9 protein-coding genes are annotated in these 18,623 nt (G+C 57.2%); 8 read left to right on the top strand and 1 reads right to left on the bottom strand.

Annotated elements, in window-relative coordinates; all coding sequences use genetic code 11:
* The first annotated feature begins 54 nt into the window (after positions 1-54).
* The 5 genes from gyrA (at position 55) to OZX75_RS07195 (ending at position 10,093) form a co-directional block, all read left to right on the top strand.
* A complete protein-coding gene (gene gyrA, locus OZX75_RS07215; RefSeq protein WP_277145970.1) occupies positions 55-2,790 on the top strand; it encodes a DNA gyrase subunit A in 2,736 nt (911 codons plus the stop codon).
* Positions 2,791-3,001: 211 nt separating this feature from the next.
* Positions 3,002-3,562, top strand: a complete 561-nt coding sequence (locus OZX75_RS07210; protein ID WP_277147495.1) for a DUF3566 domain-containing protein — start codon at positions 3,002-3,004, stop codon at positions 3,560-3,562.
* A gap of 52 nt (positions 3,563-3,614) precedes the next feature.
* Entirely contained in the window at positions 3,615-4,319 is a 705-nt protein-coding gene (gene lepB / locus OZX75_RS07205; protein WP_277145969.1) for a signal peptidase I, read from the top strand.
* Positions 4,320-4,644: 325 nt separating this feature from the next.
* Positions 4,645-8,541 (top strand): BspA family leucine-rich repeat surface protein, encoded by a 3,897-nt coding sequence (locus tag OZX75_RS07200; protein WP_277145968.1) that lies wholly within the window; start codon positions 4,645-4,647, stop codon positions 8,539-8,541.
* Positions 8,542-8,896: 355 nt separating this feature from the next.
* A complete protein-coding gene (locus tag OZX75_RS07195; protein WP_277145967.1) occupies positions 8,897-10,093 on the top strand; it encodes a VanZ family protein in 1,197 nt (398 codons plus the stop codon).
* 176 nt (positions 10,094-10,269) lie between these two features.
* On the opposite strand, the gene gdhA is transcribed toward OZX75_RS07195, so the two are convergent.
* Positions 10,270-11,616 carry an NADP-specific glutamate dehydrogenase gene (gene gdhA, locus OZX75_RS07190; RefSeq protein WP_277145966.1) on the bottom strand — a complete coding sequence of 449 codons (1,347 nt, stop codon included), beginning with the start codon at positions 11,614-11,616 and terminating at the stop codon, positions 10,270-10,272.
* Positions 11,617-11,993: 377 nt separating this feature from the next.
* On the opposite strand from gdhA, the gene mscL reads away from it, so the two are divergent.
* From mscL to OZX75_RS07175, 3 genes are all read left to right on the top strand, one after another.
* Complete coding sequence (gene mscL / locus OZX75_RS07185) at positions 11,994-12,470, top strand: large conductance mechanosensitive channel protein MscL (RefSeq protein ID WP_277145965.1); 477 nt, start codon at positions 11,994-11,996, stop codon at positions 12,468-12,470.
* Between the two features lie 90 nt (positions 12,471-12,560).
* Complete coding sequence (locus tag OZX75_RS07180) at positions 12,561-13,556, top strand: helix-turn-helix domain-containing protein (RefSeq protein WP_277145964.1); 996 nt, start codon at positions 12,561-12,563, stop codon at positions 13,554-13,556.
* 359 nt (positions 13,557-13,915) lie between these two features.
* Entirely contained in the window at positions 13,916-18,481 is a 4,566-nt protein-coding gene (locus tag OZX75_RS07175) for a CshA/CshB family fibrillar adhesin-related protein (RefSeq protein ID WP_277145963.1), read from the top strand.
* Positions 18,482-18,623 lie beyond the last annotated feature (142 nt).

Here is an 18,623-nt window from a genome sequence, read left to right as displayed (position 1 = left end):
AAAACAAATGAATAGCAATCTAACTGAATAATTTTAAAGATATAAGGATTTACAGTGGCAGACGAAAACAACAATACCAATGATGACAGCGAAGGCGCACAGCCTTTGCCCGACGGCTCCCTTGAGCCGCTGAGCCCGCAGGAAGCCGACAACACCGATTACGGCCTGATGACCGGCGAACGCATCCAACCGATTGAAATCGGTCAGGAGATGCGCGAATCCTACCTCGCCTACTCCCTCTCCGTGATCGTCGAACGTGCGCTCCCCGACGTGCGTGACGGCATGAAGCCGGTGCATCGCCGCGTGATCTACGCGATGTATGACGGCGGCTATCGTCCCGACCGTGGCTACAACAAGTGCTCCCGCGTCGTCGGTGACGTCATGGGCAAGTACCATCCGCACGGCGATTCCGCCATCTACGACACCTTGGTGCGTATGGCCCAGTCGTGGTCGATGCGCTACCTGCTCGTCGATGGCCAGGGCAACTTCGGCTCCCCGGGCGACGACCCAGCCGCGGCAATGCGTTACACCGAATGCCGCATGGCACCGCTCGCGATGGAAATGGTGCGCGACATCGACAAGGACACCGTCGATTTCGTGCCGAACTACGACGGCAAGACGCAGGAGCCGACCGTGCTCCCCGCCCGCTTCCCGAACCTTCTGGTCAACGGCTCCTCCGGCATCGCCGTGGGCATGGCCACCAACATCCCTCCGCACAACATGCGCGAGGTCGCCGATGGCGTGCACTGGGCGCTCGACCACCCGGACGCCACCAAGGAAGAGCTGCTCGAGGCGTTGTTGCAGCGCATCAAGGGGCCGGACTTCCCCACTGGTGCGACGATTCTCGGCCACAAGGGCATCGAGAAGGCCTATCGCACCGGCCGTGGCCTCATCACCATGCGCGCCGTGGTCAACACCGAGGAGATCAAGGGCCGTATGTGCCTGGTGGTCACCGAGCTGCCGTATCAGGTCAACCCCGACCGTCTCGCCGCTTCGATCCGTGACGCCGTGCGCGACGGCAAGATCCAAGGCATCGCCGACATGCGCGACGAGACCTCCGGCCGCACCGGCCAGCGCCTCGTGCTCATTTTGAAGCGCGACGCCGTGCCGAAGGTTGTGCTCAATAATCTTTATAAGCACACCCAGCTGCAGGAGACGTTCGGCGCGAACATGCTTGCGCTGGTCGACAACGTGCCGCGCACGCTGTCGCTCGACGCGTTCGTCAGCCACTGGGTCGACCACCAGATGGAAGTCATCGACCGTCGTACCCGCTACCTGAAGCGTGAGGCCGAAGACCGCGACCACATCCTGCAGGGCTATCTGAAGGCGCTGGACATGATCGAAGAGGTCATCGCCCTCATCCGTGCCTCCAAGGACGTCGAAACCGCCCGCACCGGCCTCGAAGACCTGCTGGACGTAGACGATGTGCAGGCCGACGCGATTCTGGCCATGCAGCTGCGTCGTCTCGCTGCTCTGGAACGCCAGAAGATCGTCGACGAGCACAACGAGCTGATGCGCAAGATCGCCGATTACAACGACATCCTCTCCAGCCCCGAACGCGAACGCAAGATCGTGGGCGACGAGCTCGACGAGATCGTGGCCAAGTACGGCGACGAACGCCGTACCAAGATCCTGCCGTTCTCCGGCGAGATGAGCGACGAAGACCTCATCGCCGACGAAAACGTGGTCGTCACCGTGACGCACTCCGGCTTCGTCAAGCGCACCAAGGCCGACGAATACCGCGCCCAGCACCGCGGCGGCAAGGGCATCAAGGGTGCCAAGCTGCGTCAGGACGACGTGGTCGACCACTTCTTCCTCACCTCGACGCACAACTGGATCCTCTTCTTCACCAACCGTGGCCGCGTCTTCAGGCTCAAGGCCTACGAGCTGCCCGAAGGGTCCCGCGATTCCAAGGGCCAGCACGTCGCCAACCTGCTGCAGCTCTCCCCCGACGAGTCCATCCAGGCCGTGCTCTCGATCCCGAACTACGAGATCGCCAAGTACCTGGTGCTCGCCACCCGCTCCGGCAAGGTCAAGAAGACCCCGCTGGCGCAGTACGATTCCACCCGTCAGGGTGGGCTGATCGCCGTGCGCCTGATGGAGGATCCGGAGACCGGTGAGCCGGCCGACGAGCTGATCGGCGCGACGCTGTGCAACGCCGACGACGACATCATCCTCGTCTCCAAGCACGGCATGAGCTTGAAGTTCAAGGCCGATGACGAGCAACTGCGTCCGATGGGCCGCCAGACCGCAGGCGTGCAGGGCATGAAGTTCCGCGAAGGCGACGAACTGCTGGCGATGGACGTGGTCCGCGCCGACATGGAAGACGACCTGAGCCTCTTGGTGGTCACCAACGAAGGCTTCGCCAAGCGTACCTCTATCAGCCAGTATCGTCTCCAGGGCCGTAATGGTTTTGGCGTCAAGGCGCTGCAGATGAACGAGGACCGCGGCGAACTGGTGGGTGCGGTCATCGTCACCGATTCCGATCAGATCATGGCCATCATGAAGTCCGGCAAGGTCATCCGTTCCGACGTCTCCGAGGTCAAGCGCACCGGCCGTAATACGCAGGGCGTCACGCTGGCCAAGCCCGACAAGAACGACGAGATCCTCTCCATCGCGCGCAACAGCGACACGGACGATGATGACGATGAGGACAGCGAAAACAGCGATTCGGCCGGCGCTGAAGGTTCCGATAGTGCAGGCACCTCCGATTCCGCTGCCGCCGCCTCCGACGAAGCGGCCGATGATTCCGCTGCCTCCGCTGATGAAAGTGACGACAAAACCGAGTGACGCCGAATGAGTAATCAAGTCACACAATAAACACGTTGCGGCCGTTGGTACCAAAGGTATTGGCGGCCGCAACGTTTAGCGTCATATCCGCATACGAACTGATGAGGCTTGCCGGCTGTTTTCGTCCCCGAAGACTGATAGCCTCTTAACAGGTCGTTTGCGCGGAAATAGGCGATTTTAAGCAGTCCGTGTGGTGGGTCAAGGAGTAATGATGAACGAAAACGTTGACGCTGATCAGTCGCGCCAGGTAACGAATACAACTGCAGGCGTCCCCGAATCCGAGCGCTCACCCCGTGTTGCCCGTTCCGTTCTTGGGGAAGGCTCCGGCGCCAAGCCCGAATCCTCCTCGTGGCCCTTGAACAACCAAGGCGCCGGCAAGAAAAACTCGTTTTCCCGTAAGCGCACCCCCCGTGCGCGTCGTATGAGCCTTTCGCTCACCCGCGTCGACGCATGGTCCGTGGCCAAGGTGACGCTTCTGCTCTCCGTGGCGGCCGGCATCATCCAAATCGTTGCGGTTGCGCTGATCTGGGCGCTGTTGAACGTGGTCGGCGTCTTCGATCAGGTCACGCAGATCGTTTCTTCCACCGGCCTTGACACCGGCGGCTTCAATCTGGCCAGCATTTTCTCGCTGGGTACCGTGCTCAGCGCCGTTACGATTTTCTCTATCGTGGAAGTCGTTGTCGCTACATTGTTCGCGGTCATCATCGCGGCTCTTTATAATGTAATCAGCCAGCTTGTCGGTGGCGTGCACGTCACTCTCGGCGATGACTGATAGTGCGCAATCGGTGATTATGGGACGAAAGTAAACGGGGAGTAAACGGTCAATGAGCAGATCAAAACGACATGCTGTTGACGATAAGTCTTCCAAAAAAAAGAAAAAGACAGGCCCCGCTCACGCGAAGGACACTTCCGGCCATATAACGGTTCCGGACATCATTTCCGTCCTCATCTACTGCCTTGTTGCGGTCATCGTCGTCAGTCTTTTGCGCATATTCGTCATCGGCCTTTACGTCGTTCCTTCCGGCTCCATGGAAACGACGCTCAATATCGGCGACCACATCGTCACCAATCGTCTTGCCAAGCCCGTGCTGAAACTGCGGCGCGGCGACGTAGTGGTATTCAAGGACCCGGCCAATTGGTTGCAGTCCGAAAATGTTTTCGCCTCCAACGATCTGGTCAAAAGACTGATCGGTTTGCCCGGCGATGTGGTGGCTTGCAAGGGCAAGGGCTCACCGGTGACGATCAACGGCGTGCCGATCGACGAATCCTCGTATCTGAAAGCCGGAGCTCAGCCAAGCAAATTCGCCTTCAAAACGAAGGTGACGCCGGGCAATGTGTTCGTGCTCGGCGACAACCGCGGCAATTCGGCAGATTCCCGCTACCATCCTGACGACGGCAACCATGGCCTCGTTCCGCTCGACCGCATCAAGGGCGTCGCGATGCTGACCTACATGCCCACCAGCAGGTTCGGCGTGGTCCATGCGCATCACGATGTGTTCGCCAAGGTCGGCGGCATCGCGCATTCGTAAAGACGAGTCTGCACAGAACGGGCTCGTCAATTCTCGTGCCGTTTTCTTTTTGTTTCAGAGTCATCGTTGACTTGGTATGATTGAACATTTGGCGTAAATGGTTTTATATACCCAGACAGTGGGGCAATGGCAAACCAGTTGATATTACTGGTACAGAATGATGTAATGGCATAAATACAGCGTTTATTGTAACTAGACATTAGCGTATTGTCTAAAGATTAAAAAATGTTTTACATTATTTGTCTGTGTGTCGTATTACTACAGATTTTGGGGAACTGGATTGGGCGTAAGTCCGGTCAAGTAGAAGTTTCAGAAAGGATTGATAATGCGTTTTAGTGGAAGAAAACTCATTGGCATTGTGGCCACTGCAGCATTGATGTGTGGTGTCGTGGCCACAGCAAGTGCTCAACCAGTGCAACCAGTGGATGCAACCTCCAATTCGGTTGCAAACCAGCAAGTTTCCACTGCCTCGACACAGGATGTCGTGAAGTCGGATAATGCCCAGAATTCGGATATCGGCAAGAATCTCAATAATAATGATGACAATAATGTCATCGGACAGGCGTCAAAGAACGAAGCGCCTCAAGATACGACAAAATCGGAACAGAAGGCACCGACTCAAAATCCTTCTGCCAAAGACGGCAATACGGCGAATACAAAATCGTCGGCTGCTCCTGTTCCGTCAACGCAGAGCAGCCAGTCTGCAAACAGCCAGAACGCGACGGCTGGACCTCAGGAAGTGCTTCCGACCACAGCGGATTGCAAGCCTTACAGAGGTGGGAACTCTGCCGAGTCTTCCGCCTACGGCTCTTGGACGCTGGGTATGAAAGACGGACAGTGCACGCTTGAGGTCACTGCCACTGATCCGGTCAACGAGTATCAGTTTACGGTGATCCCCAGCACTTTGGACGATAGCGAACCAAGCGTCGCATATCAGCGTGCGTTTATTGAGCATGTGATTTTTAATGGTGTCGGCAAAGTTAAGCTTCCCGCTAGCGCCCATGGCTATTTTGACCATATGATGAAATTGAGTTCAATTGATGGTCTTGACCATTTGGACACGAGTGCAGTAACGGACATGAGCAGCATGTTCGAAGCAACCCGGGTTCCATCGTTGGATTTGTCGAGTTTTGATACCAGCAGCGTCACAAACATGTCTGATATGTTCTACGGGGCATCAGCTGCTTCTATACAATTCGGACCACGTTTCGTCACCAACAAGGTGACGGACATGTCGAGCATGTTTGCGAGAGATCAAGCTTTGACGTCTTTGGATCTCTCTGGTTTTGACACCAGTAACGTAGAATATATGTATTACATGTTCCATATGGCCGAAGGTTTGACGACATTGAAGTTTGGAGCAAACTTCAAGACTTCCAAAGTCAAGAATATGACTGCCATGTTCATGTTTTGTAGCAAATTGAAGTCTTTGGATGTTTCTCATTTTGATACGCATAACGTGACTGACATGGCGGGAATGTTTGAATATTGCTATAACCTGACGTCTTTGGATGTCTCTCATTTTGATACGCATAACGTGACTGACATGGCGGGAATGTTCAAGAATTGCAGTAGTTTGACCTCTTTGGATATCACGAACTTCGATACGAGCCAAGTTGGAAGAGATTCATATGGGGTTGATGCAGGGACCCCACGTGATATGAATGGCATGTTCCAGGACTGTGTAAATTTGCAGTCGTTGAAGCTTGGACAAAAGTTCCAGACTGGCAATGTCAAAGATATGGGGTCAATGTTTAGTGGTTGCGAGAAACTGACGTCTTTGGATGTTTCTGGTTTTGATACACACAAGGTTATCAACATGAGTGGTATGTTTGCGGTTTGCGAGGACCTGACGTCTTTGGATGTTTCTCATTTCAATACGCGTAACGTTACCGATATGACTGATATGTTCATGAGTGACGGCGCTTTGACGTCATTGGATCTGCGAAACTTTAATATGCGAGGTGTCTCCAAAGTAAGGCATATGCTTTCAATTGCTAACAGTGACCCAGACCAATTTGATCTTCGTGAGCTGAAGCTTGGCGACAACGTCGTACTTCCGACCCCTGCCAGTACCGGGACATGGTGGGGCGATATATGGCTTGAGGATCCTTTGATGAGTGATGCGACATGGGTTCGCGTGGCCGATGTCAACGGTGCAGCGGTTCCTGAGGCGAATCTTTCCAAGCAATATTCTTCGCTTGATGTAGAGCACCGGACCCAGGGTTCTGACCCCTCACGTTCGGGCACGTATGTAAGAAGCGACTCCACAAAGCTTTCGGTCGATATGAATGCCGTAGGTGACAAGAAGTGGGGCACGGTCTCCGACCCGCAAAAGGCTGTCGGACACTTCAAATACGTTCAGAATGCCCAAGGGCAGGACGTGTGGCAGATGCAATTCGGCACGCTTAAGGCTCCTGATAAGACTGCTCTGCATGTCAATATGAGTGTCGACAATGCGGCCAACAGCCCGAAGTATTTCAAGTTCACTGGTTGGAATACGAGCAAGGACGGTACTGGTACGAGCTACGCACCTGGTCAGGATGTGCCGATGAATAATGACGTTACCCTGTATGCCCAGTGGAAGCGCATTGGCACCCCTGGTGTTTCGATGGATCTTCATGCGAAATACGTGCTGGACTTCAAGATGAATCCGCCTGCGGGTTCCGGTGTGACTGAGCCTGCTGCGCCCGATAAGGCCACTTCGGTGTTCCAGCTTGCTTCTTCTGCTGATATCACCAAGCCGAGGGCTATCAAGATCGATCATCAGGCGTATCCGGCCATTGATGGCTACCGTTTCGACGGTTGGACGATCAATGGCAGCACGACGGTCTACAAGCCGGGAGATCAGGTTTCGGTTGTTCCTGGTGTCACCGAGCTTAAGGGCCATTGGACCAAGCTCTATACCTATTCCCTGAAGTTCAATGCGAATGCCTTAAAGGGTGTGACTGGTTCCATGCCGAAGGTCGATCCCGTCGGCCCGACGGCTGATACGAGCCACACGTTCACGATTCCTGCCAATGGGTTCGTTCGTGCAGGATGGCACTTCAACGGCTGGAACACCAAGGCGGACGGCACTGGCCAAAGCCCGGTGTCGGTGAATGGTGTTGATACGTTGACGCTCAATTCGAACAATCCGGCTGCGACGCTTTACGCACAATGGGTTCCTGAATATGTGTACTCGCTTTCCTTCGTGTCCGGTCTTCCGGAAGGAACCGCCTCCAAGGCGTTTGAAGCGGTGAAGGGCGCGGCCACCACGGCCAAGTCCGCTTCGTTGAAGGTTCCTGCGGGCAACAAGTATTACCGCGAGGATAATCAACGCTGGCAGTTTACCGGTTGGAGCGATGGCATGGGCCATACTTATCAGCCTGGCGATACCGTCAACTTGACTGATGCCAATCCGCATGTCGTGCTGACTGGCCAGTGGGTCCGCGTTTACAACTACAACCTGCATTTCCAGCCTACGTCCAAGAACGACAAGGCCAAGGTCTCGCGTAGCTTTGCAGCGGTCTCCGGAGGAAGCACCACCGACGAAACGGTGATGGTGACCATTCCGAGCGAGTACGGATTGAATCTCGACGAGACCGGACACTATATGTTCTCCGGTTGGAAAGATCAAAACGGAACTATCTACAAGCCCGGCGATCACGTCATGCTGAAGAGCGACAATTCGGATGTGACGCTTTACGGTGCTTGGAAGCTAGCGCCTGCAACGCCTCCGGCTGGACCGACATCTCCGAGTGCGACCACGAATCCTACAACGCTTCCGGCCGCCACGAATCCGAACGGTTTGGTTCACGTGGCTGCTCCGGCGTTGCCTGCCGTCGCGTCTGTGGCCTCTGCCGTGTCTCCTCAGTCGGCTTTGGCTACGGCTCCTCGTGGTGCTGCTCCTCAGGCGATGACCGCTGCACCGCAGATCGGTCATGATAGCACTCCGTCCGCGCCGAAGACTTCTGCTCCAAAGGGTTGGCGCCGTGTCGAATGCAAGACTTCCGGTGCTGCCTATGTAGTCAATCTTGCTGGTTATCGGGTGATGGCAAGCGGTAATGTATGTGAAAATCCGAAGCCTGCTGCTTCAGTGGCTTTGAAGCAACATGCGAATGCGCCTGCCTGGCTCTGGTGGATTATTGTTGCCGTAGCGGTTGCGCTTGTTTATGGGGTTTATGCCAAGCGCAACAGTTCCATTGAAGCGCAACATCGTGCCAACGAGCGCCAAGACTGATTGCATGGTTCTTTGATTCGGCTTGGTTCAGGCTCAGCGATTGTCGGCTTTTAGTTGAAGGTCATGTTGCTGAGTCAGGTCTGAACCAAACCGGAGCATGAATCTACTGCTCAGTGCTGGATTCCATCGTAAACATGGAATCCAGCACTTTTGTTTTCTCTGGTTTTGCACTCCATCTTGGGCCAGCCATTCGTTATCAGCCAATATCCCGGGTATCGTGTGTAGGATCCGGTTCGATAATCGTTGCGATATGAGTTGTCGTGAACGTCGTCTCGGTTCCATCGTTGGAATTCTACCCATATGTATTTTTTATATTCATAGACTTTCGTAAGCCGCGTCCGCTAGAGTAGCCGTTGTGATTGCCTACATCAGGAATTTCAGCACCTCGTTCATCCTCGCGATGGCGATTTGGCCGTTCCTTTCGGCCGTGCTGACCCTGCCGATCCTCGCGGGAATGTACCACCGCTACCACCGACTGCGTTCCAGCGCGGTGCTCGCGGCGTATCTGTGCGTGCTCTACGCGCTCGGGCTGGTCACGTTCACGCTCTACCCGATGCCCGACGATCCGGCCACATACTGCCTGACGCACGCGCATCGTCCGCAGCTTGATGTAATGCAATTTATGAGCGATCTGGCGTTCGGCGGCAAATCCGCGGCGTTGCAGCTGTTGCTCAACATCGCTTTCTTCGTTCCGCTCGGTTTCGCGCTCTCCCGCTGGGCCCGCTGGAAGTTCTATGTGGTGATTCCGGCAGGATTTTTGGTGTCCCTCTTCATCGAAACCTCGCAGCTTACGGGCGTCTGGCACATCTATCCGTGCTCGTACCGCCAGTTCGACGTCGACGACCTGCTGACCAACACGTTGGGTGCGGTCATCGGCTGTTTCATCGCGTGGATATACGGCGCTCTGGTGCCGGTTCGCAAAGTCGAGGACCGTAACGAGGTCATCGAAAAGCCGGGTCTGCTGCACCGGACCGTCGCGCTGATGATTGATCTGGTGTTCATCGCCGTCGTGGATGGTTCGCTGACGCTCGGCTCGATCTACCTCTTCCAGAAATCCTCCAGATACCTCCCCAATGGCACGTACATGTTCCTCGGGCACGCCTTCGGAACCGGCGTATCGGACGGCCTGGCGCGGTTCTTCACCCTGTTTTCGTTCGTTATCTTTGAAGTCCTCATCCCCGTCACCCATCGCGGGCAGACGCTGGGCGGCATGTTCACGCACATGAGCTGCGAGACCAAGGAACGGCACGGCGGCGCTCGCGTGCTGTTTTACGTGGTGCGGCTGGTGGTGCTGTTTGCGGTGTTGCAGCTTTTCGGAGCCAACGGCGGAGGGGCCGGCGGTTCCAATGGCATCGGTCTGTTCGGCGCGTCCTCGATCAAAGTGGGTATGGTGACTATTTTCGTGCTCGTCGTCTTCTGGCTGTTCGCCCATCAGATGCCCTACGACCTCATCCCCGGCCGCGATTGGGATGCCGGCGGCTATGAAGCCGGTGGTTACGATGGCGGCGGTTCCATGTATGGCGATGGCAGCCACATCAACTATCCCGGTTGATTTGTTCTTCGGTCTTATGTGCAAAATGTGCGTTTTACGATAGCTATAGTGCATATTTTTCACATGGCAGTGCAAAATGTGCGATTTATAAAAATAAAACGCACTTTTTGCACAGAACAGCCCGCCGAGGGATGCGAAATCGATGGCGGGCCGGATGAGTTGTGGTGTGCAATGGGTCAGCAGACGCCCTGGGCGACCATGGCGTTGGCGACCTTCACGAAGCCGGCGGCGTTCGCACCGAGCATCAGATCGCCCTCGTGGCCGTATTCCTTGGCAGCGGCGAGCGAAGTGGCGACGATGTTCTCCATGATGTCCTTGAGCTTGCTGTCGACCTCTTCGAAGGTCCAGCTCAAACGGTACGAGTTCTGGCTCATCTCCAGGCCGGAGACGGCGACACCGCCGGCGTTCGAGGCCTTGGCGGGCCCGTAGAGCAGGCCGGCCTTCTGATAGTTCGAAATGGCTTCGGGCGTGGACGGCATGTTCGCACCTTCGCACACGACCTTGCAGCCGTTCTTGACGAGCGCGGCCGCGGATTCGCCGTCGACCTCGTTCTGGGTGGCGCACGGCAGCGCGATGTCGCACGGCACCGTCCAGACGCCCTTGCTGCCCTCGTGGTATTCGGCACCTGGCACACGGTCGGCGTATTCCTTGATGCGCCCGCGGTGACCGAGCTTGATGTCCTTGACCACGTCGAGCTTGATGCCCTCCGGGTCGTAGACGTAGCCGTTGGAATCGGAGCAGGTGACGACCTTCGCGCCCATCTGCTGCGCCTTCTCGATGGCGAAGATGGCGACGTTGCCGGAGCCGGAGATCACCACGGTCTTGCCTTTCAAGGTTTCATTGCGAAGCGTGCGCAGCGCGGCGGCAGTGTAGTAGCAGAGGCCGTAGCCGGTCGCCTCGGTGCGGGCCAGCGAGCCGCCGTATTCCAGGCCCTTGCCGGTGAGCACGCCGGAGTACTCGTTGCGGATGCGCTTGTACTGGCCGAAGAGGTAGCCGATCTCGCGCGCGCCCACGTTGATGTCGCCGGCGGGCACGTCGGTGAACTGGCCGATATGGCGCTGCAGCTCGGTCATGAAGGCCTGGCAGAAGCGCATGACTTCGCCATCGCTGCGGCCCTTCGGGTCGAAGTCCGAGCCGCCCTTGGCGCCGCCCATCGGCAGGCCGGTCAGCGAGTTCTTTAGCACCTGTTCGAATCCGAGGAACTTGATGACGGATTCGGTCACCGTCGGGTGCAGGCGAAGGCCGCCCTTGTAAGGTCCGATGGCGGAGTTGAACTGGATGCGATAGCCGCGGTTGACCTGGACCTTGCCCTCGTCGTCCACCCAGGCGACGCGGAATTTGATGGCGCGCTCGGGCTCGACCAAACGTTCGAGAATGCCGTTCTTCTCATATTCCGGGTGCTTGGCAACCACCGGTTCCAACGTCTCGAAGACCTCGCGGACGGCCTGCAGGAACTCGGGCTGGTCGCCGTCACGCTTTTCCACCTGCGCATAGACGCGCTTGACATACTCATTGGTCAGCATTGATACTCCATTGTTGAGTTGATATTACGATTTTTATTGTAAGAATCTCGCGGGTTCGGTGAAAGAGGGGGTTCAAAAAAAGCGGGTATTTTTTCGTGCTGTTAACGGAATGGAAACATAGGTAACGGCATGTGATAAACGAGGGAGTTTCGTGTCATTGAAAGCTGACGAAAGACGAATAACCGCTATTGTATTACGTAACGTATGTGCGGGATGGAATGTATTGCAGTGTAAGGAATCGGAGGAATCAGAGGAATTGAAAGGAGGGGAAAACGAATGGAAACTCCTGATTGGGCGAAACAGGCCGGTTTGCGCATGGCGATATGTTCTTTAAATCGATAGAATAGAAGTAATACGCTATCGGGAGGAGAACTACCATGTTCAAAGGGTTCAAGAAATTCATTTCGCGCGGCAACATGATCGACATGGCCGTCGGCGTGGTTATGGGCGCCGCGGTGACCTCCGTGGTCAATTCCATCGTCGACAGCCTCATCAACCCGCTGATCGCCATGATTTTCGGCAAGCCCAACATGAAGAACCTGCTGACGATCACGTTCAACAACTCCACCATCTCATTCGGCGCGGTGCTTGGCGCGCTGATCAACTTCCTGCTGATCGCCGTCGCCGTCTACTTCTGCATCCTCGTGCCGATCAACAAGTTCCGCGACATGTCCGAGGCGCTGTTCGAGAAGAAGGACAAGCAGGAGCAGATCGACGCAGACAACAACAAACAGCAGGAGGCCAGCACCGACCAGCAGACCGTCGATCTGTTGAAAGAGATCTCCGATGAGCTCAAGGATATCAAGGCGCAGGCGCCCGAAAGCGACAAGCCGGGCAACAAACTCGTCCGGTAATGCGGTAAAAACGCTGTTTCGTTGGCGTTGATGGATAGTATGCTAGGTAACAGAGACTTGTTTGGCAATGAGAGGCGGTAAGGTCAGGCTATGTTCGACCGTAACGATTTGCTGAGAAACGGCAAACTGAGGAACGTGCGTCTTGCGAAGCAAGGCAACGATTCCGTACGGACGAATGACGTGAACGCCACGGATTACTCCCCCAACAGCCATGACCCGAACCACCGCTACGACTCGGAATCCGTAGGTAATACACATTTCCAGCCTCTTGCGGGCAATAAGAAAATGACCTCCCGGTCCGCGATTTTCCCTGAGGTGAGTTTTTCGCATATCAATCTTCCGGCGACGGTGCTGGATTGGAAACGCGAGAATTCCACTGCGGAAATGGCCACGATGACTTTCGTGATCCACGGCCATGTGGAAATCAGCACGCCCGACAACAAGATCCTCAAGCGCCATCCGGGCGTATACCTCATTCCCCCGGAAACCGGCGACGTTGTTTACAAAACCACAGCGCCCGCCAACGAGCTGATCGGGGTGAGCCTTTCCTCGCGTCTGTTCGCCACGATTCTGCCTGATTACAAGACTTTCTTGATGATGGGCCAGAATACGAAGCTTGACGTCGTTTCGCTGCAGCCGCTGCTCGCCTTCGTGGTCAGCGCATGCAATCTCAACAACCCGCATTCGCAGATGGTCGATACGTTGGAAAACGTGGCCAACGACGTCGCGCGCTCGCTGCTGATCGCGTGCTTCGGGCAGGGTATGAGCGTGATGCCGCTGATTGAGCGGGTGCGCAAATATGTCTCTCAGAACTACACCGACCAGACGCTGAGCGTCACCAAGACGGCCGAACACGAGAATGTCTCCGTGCGTACCGTCCAGCTGGCGCTGCAGGAGGCGGATACCAATTTCACCGCGCTCGTGCGTCGTGCCCGCACCGATGCGGCACTTGAGCTGCGCAAGAGCCAGCCGTCGCTGACGTTGGTGGAGATCGGCGACCGCTGCGGGTTCGGCTCGGTTTCCTCGTTGCGCCGCGCGCTGAAGTTGTACGAACAAATGGAAAACCACGAAGTCGATCCGGAGTAACGCGATGGCCGCGTTGCGGTGCCTTGTCTGCGGTGTGATTATCGAGTATTCGGCTATTGTGCACACCGTTCTGTAGGAATGTATATATACAGCATGTATGCATATATTTGCATCGATGTAAATAGACATGTGAAATCATGCTGTCGAATGACATAGCGTTTTAAAATAAAGATAATTGAGCAGATTATATATTTTGTTCGTATTACGCATGATTTGTTTCATTCAGCGCATAATCTGACGTTTGCATTTCAATCCTGCAATACTAGAAACTGTTATAGATGTGGGTTGAGCGTCTGTTTTTGTTGATTTTCTCGGATAAAAGCTCCCCACGCGAACTCTCAATGAGAGGAGAGAATTGAATGTTTAGACCAGGAAGATTGAAGCGACTGGCAGCCACCGCAGGTGCCGTTGCGATGAGCCTCACCGGGGCGATCGGCTTTGCGACTGCCGCCGATGCGGCACCTTCGCAGGTTGGTGCGCAGGACGGACTTGAACGTTCCGCCGCCGCCGATGGCACCGGACGTTTGAAGGACAGCATCAACTGGATCGAGTGGGGCGACACCGACGGCGAGGCCATCGACGGCTCGCGCGTGGCGTGGACCGCTCCGGTTCAGGCAGGCACGAACGATTGGATTGCCACCAGATGCGACATTGAGCCGTCGAATGATTTCGGCACGAAGAATCCGCTTTCCCCGTCTAACAGAATGAAGGTCTATCAGCCCGGCGACTACTATGGCGACGGACTCGCGCAAATGTATTACCAAGGCGGCGCCGGTGGTGACAACACCATGAAGATCGGCCTGGCCAACGAGAACGACGGCGACACTGTCGATTTCGACTTCTCCTGCCACGCCTATCTCATTGATTCCCCTTCGACTCCTACGCTCACTTCGACCACCGACACTTCCGGCTACCGCGACGTCGGCCTGCAGGGTCTGGTGTTCGCGGACTCCGAATCCAACAACTGGACCGCCAACAGCGACTACGGCCAGAAGGAATACATCAAGGCCCAGCCGACCGAGAGCACCACGGGCACCAATGCCCCGACCTGGCGCTTGCTCGACAGCTACCGCACCGCAGGCTGCACCACCAATTCCGTGGCCGAGCTCGCCAGCGACGGCACCACGATGCGCTTCCGCTCCGACGGCGGCCAGTGCGCCAACGAAGGCGGCACGGGTCCGTCCTCGGTGATGTTCCTGCAGAACTCGCACAAGGCCCACGTCGAGCTCAAGGGCGGCGGCGTGACGGCCGTTGCGCTGGGCAGCATCACGGCGATGGACTTCGGCGATGCGCCGACGACTTATGGCACCGCAAGCTCGCTCTTCCAGCCCGAATGGACCGGCGGCAAGCTCGGTGGCGAAGGTATGCCGGGCAAGCCCTACCCTGGTGATGATACCGATCCCGACAACGCCAACGCCAAGGGTGCGCAACTTTATAATCTTTCCGCGGCCAAGGACGCATCTAACGCTCAGCCGCTGTATGTGGCCAATTTCAAGGATCCGGAACCGCGCCTGGGCGCGCATGAGGATTCCGAGACCGTCGCCCACCCCACTGCCGACGATTCCGATTACTACAAGACCGGCGCCAACTGGGACGACGAGCATGGCGACAGCTCGAAGCTCAACGACGCGAGCGGCGCCGTGCAGAGCGACGAGGACAGCATTCCGGCCGCCAACTTCAGCAAGGATGGCGCCGTCAAAGTGCTGCCTTCCGGACAGGGCACCAACAAGGGCACGTTCCAGCTGAAGGTCGGCTGCGCCGGTACAGGCAATGTCAAGGGCTGGATTGACTGGAACAACAACGGCACGTTCGATGAAAGCACTGCCGCCGGCGCCAACGAGGCCAGCGATCAGGTGGCTTGCAACGCCGATGGCACGGCCACGCTGACCTGGCATGTGACTCGTGACGCGAAGCGCCGTGTCCTCTCCGAGGGCACTGGTTCCTCATATATGCGTCTGCGTATCGCGGCCCCCAGCGCCGGCGACCTCAAGGCCAGCGGACTGACCACTGATGCCGGCGAGGTCGAGGACTATCGCGCCGATATTCATGTGCCTACGCTGAACGTGCGCACCGACATCGTCGGCGACCGCAAGAACCCCACCGATCAGTTCAAGATGACCGTGGACGGCGATGCCAGCAATCCTGGCGGTGTCGGCGATTCTTCCGAGGCAACTACGGAAGGTTCGAGCGGCGGCATCCAGGGCAAGCAGATCGCTCAGAAGAGCGTCGGCCCCGGCTTCAAGTACACCATCAAGGACGATCTGGTCAGCGGCGATCCCAATGACTACAAGTCCTCAGTTGAGTGCGTGGATCTGAGCAAGGATCCCAACGCTCCCGTCACCATTGGCGCGGACGGCCATATGCAGATGCCGGCCGATGACTATGACGCCAACGTGCAGTGCACCTACAAGAAGACGGCAATCGGCGATGGTCAGCTGACGTTGGTCACGCAGGTGAACAACAACCATGGAGGCTCCGCCAAGGGCAGCGATTTCACCTTCGACGCGACGCCGACGCCTCACGAGGGCACGACGCCGACCGATCCTAATGCGGCAGCCAAGCACTATGCGGTCGATCCCAATGCCGAAGGCGAAGATGGCGCCACCGCAAGTGACTCCCATACGCTCGACCCTGATTACGACTATGCGATCACCTCATCCGATGTGCCTGCCGGATATCATGAGGTTGTTCCTTCCACTCCCACTGATCCCAATACAGTGGTTCAAGGCAATATCACCTACACCTGTGTGAAAGATGACGGCACCGTTTGCAAGCCTTCGTTTACCGCGGACGGCAAGCTCGACGTACAGCAAGGCCAGCATGTCACCGGCACGCGAGTCGTCGAAGATCAGCCAGCCAAGCTGACGTTGAAGACCGTGGTCGACAACACCTACAGCCCCGATGGCAAAGACAAGTCATCTGACGACTTCGCTTTCCGTGTGACGCCCGACGGCAAGAGCTCATCGCAGGCCACGAAGTACGACAGTGACAGCGGCGCCCATGAGATGGCGGCCGGCAAATATACGGTCAAGGGCATTCTGAAGGATGACGATGCCCACATGCTCGGTTGGGAGCAGCAGGGTGAGATTGCCTATACGGATGACGCCACGGGCGCTCCGCTGACCGCCGCACAGGCGCAGATCGCGCTCGCCAACGGCCAGAGCGTCACCGGTGTACGCAAGGTACGCGCCCAGCCCGGCAGCCTCAAGGTCGTCACTCACGTCGATGGTGGTGACGCGCAGCCGAGTGATTTCCCGGTTACCGCGACGCCGAATGGTGGTAGCGCGGTCAGCTTGACCGATAACACCGCCGCCGATCTGAAGGCCTCGAACTACAAGATCGGTACCGATATGTCCGGCCAGTCCGGTTACGAGGTGACCAAGGACCTGAGCTGTGTGACCGGTGCGAAGGATGACATCAACGGTTGGCCTGCCAACAAGGATCAGAAACTCAACATCGTGCCGATTTCCAGCGATGACGCCACGTTGGCGCTGAAGAACGGCGCGTTCGTCGCCTGCGAGCAGACCGTGGCCCCTAAGGCCGCGAAGCTCAAGCTGACGACCAAGGTTGAGGGCGGCAACGCGAAGCCGGAAGACTTCAAGTTCACCGTGGCTCCGACGACCGGCTCTAATGAGACCGTCTCCGAAGGCAAGACTGTGGATGATATCGCCAACAACGACATCGCTTCGGTGACCGGTTCCGACAAGGACAACTACGAGCAGGTTGGCGACATCGCCTACTACAACGATGACACCGATCCCGGCCACACCGGCACTCCAATGACTTTGACTGAGGCCAAGACGGCTCTCGCCAATGGCCACAACGTGACCGGCGTGCGCACCATGCAAGGTGCGCCGGCCAAGTTGACGCTCAAGACGGAGATGCAAGGCGATGGCACCGTTCCGGATGGTATGGACTTCACGGTCAAGCCAGGGAATGGCGGCGCTGATATTCCCGTTACCAACGGTGGCAACACCGGTGATATCCCCGGCGGCACCAAGTACACGGTTACCGGCGCAGCGCTTCCGGACGGCTATGAGGACGTCGGCGAGATCGTCTATACCGACGACGCCACCGGCAAGGTGCTGACCCCGGAACAGGCGCAGATCGCGCTCGACGCCGGTCAGCATGTCACCGGTGTGCGCACCATCGCCCAGAAGCCGACGCTCACGGTCCATCTTGATACCGACTACAAGTACGGCGGCACGGCTGCGGGTTCCGGCTCGAAGATCACCATCAAGCCGGTCGGCGGCTCGTCTCAGGATGTGACGCTCGATCAGAGCAAGCAGGTCGCGTCCGGCAAGTACTCCGTCGAAGAGGCGCTCAACGCGGGCTACAAGCTCGAAAGCATCAAGGTCTACACCACCGATGCCGACGGCAACAACCGCAAGCCGGTCAAGCTGAACGCGGACGGCACCTTCGAGGTGGCCCCGGGCTCGCACGTCCTCGTCGATCTGAAGAACGTCGACGTGCCCGGCACGCTGACCTGGTCGCGCTACGACAAGGACGGCAAGACGCTGCTCAACGGTTCGCAGTGGCAACTGACCGGCCCGAACGGTGAGAAGATCGACGTGAAGGACTGCACGGCGCTTGAGTGCACCGGCGCCGACAAGGATCCGACGCCCGGCAAGTTCAAGGTCACGGGCCTCAAGTGGGGCAAGTGGACGGTTGCCGAAACCAAGGCCCCGGCCGGCCATGAACTCACCAAGCCGGTGACGCTGACGCTCGACCCGTCCGCTAACAACGGTGACGGCACTGGTCTGTTGCAGGACGCTTCGTTCAAGAACGGCAAGACCGCGGAGGCCGCAAAGCTTTCGGCCACGGGCGCCGAGGTCACCGGTGTGGTGGCGGTTGCGCTCGTCACGCTGATGCTTGGCATGGCGCTCGCAGCCGGGACGCGCAGGATGCTGCGTCGCCACGAGTGAATGAGGTGAACGCACAGGCAATCTGATGAGCCAGCAGTTGTTGGCTCATTGGGGTGACATGACGGTGGGTAGCAAGGGATTCAGTCTCTTGCTACCCACCGTCTTTTTGGTTGCTTGCATAGGATATGTATATTTACAACGG

Origin of the sequence: Bifidobacterium sp. ESL0800 (genome assembly GCF_029395355.1) — a bacterium.
Classification (GTDB): Bacteria; Actinomycetota; Actinomycetes; order Actinomycetales; family Bifidobacteriaceae; genus Bifidobacterium.
Note: the sequence above shows the minus strand (reverse complement) of the source record. Positions and strands in the feature narration are given on the sequence as shown.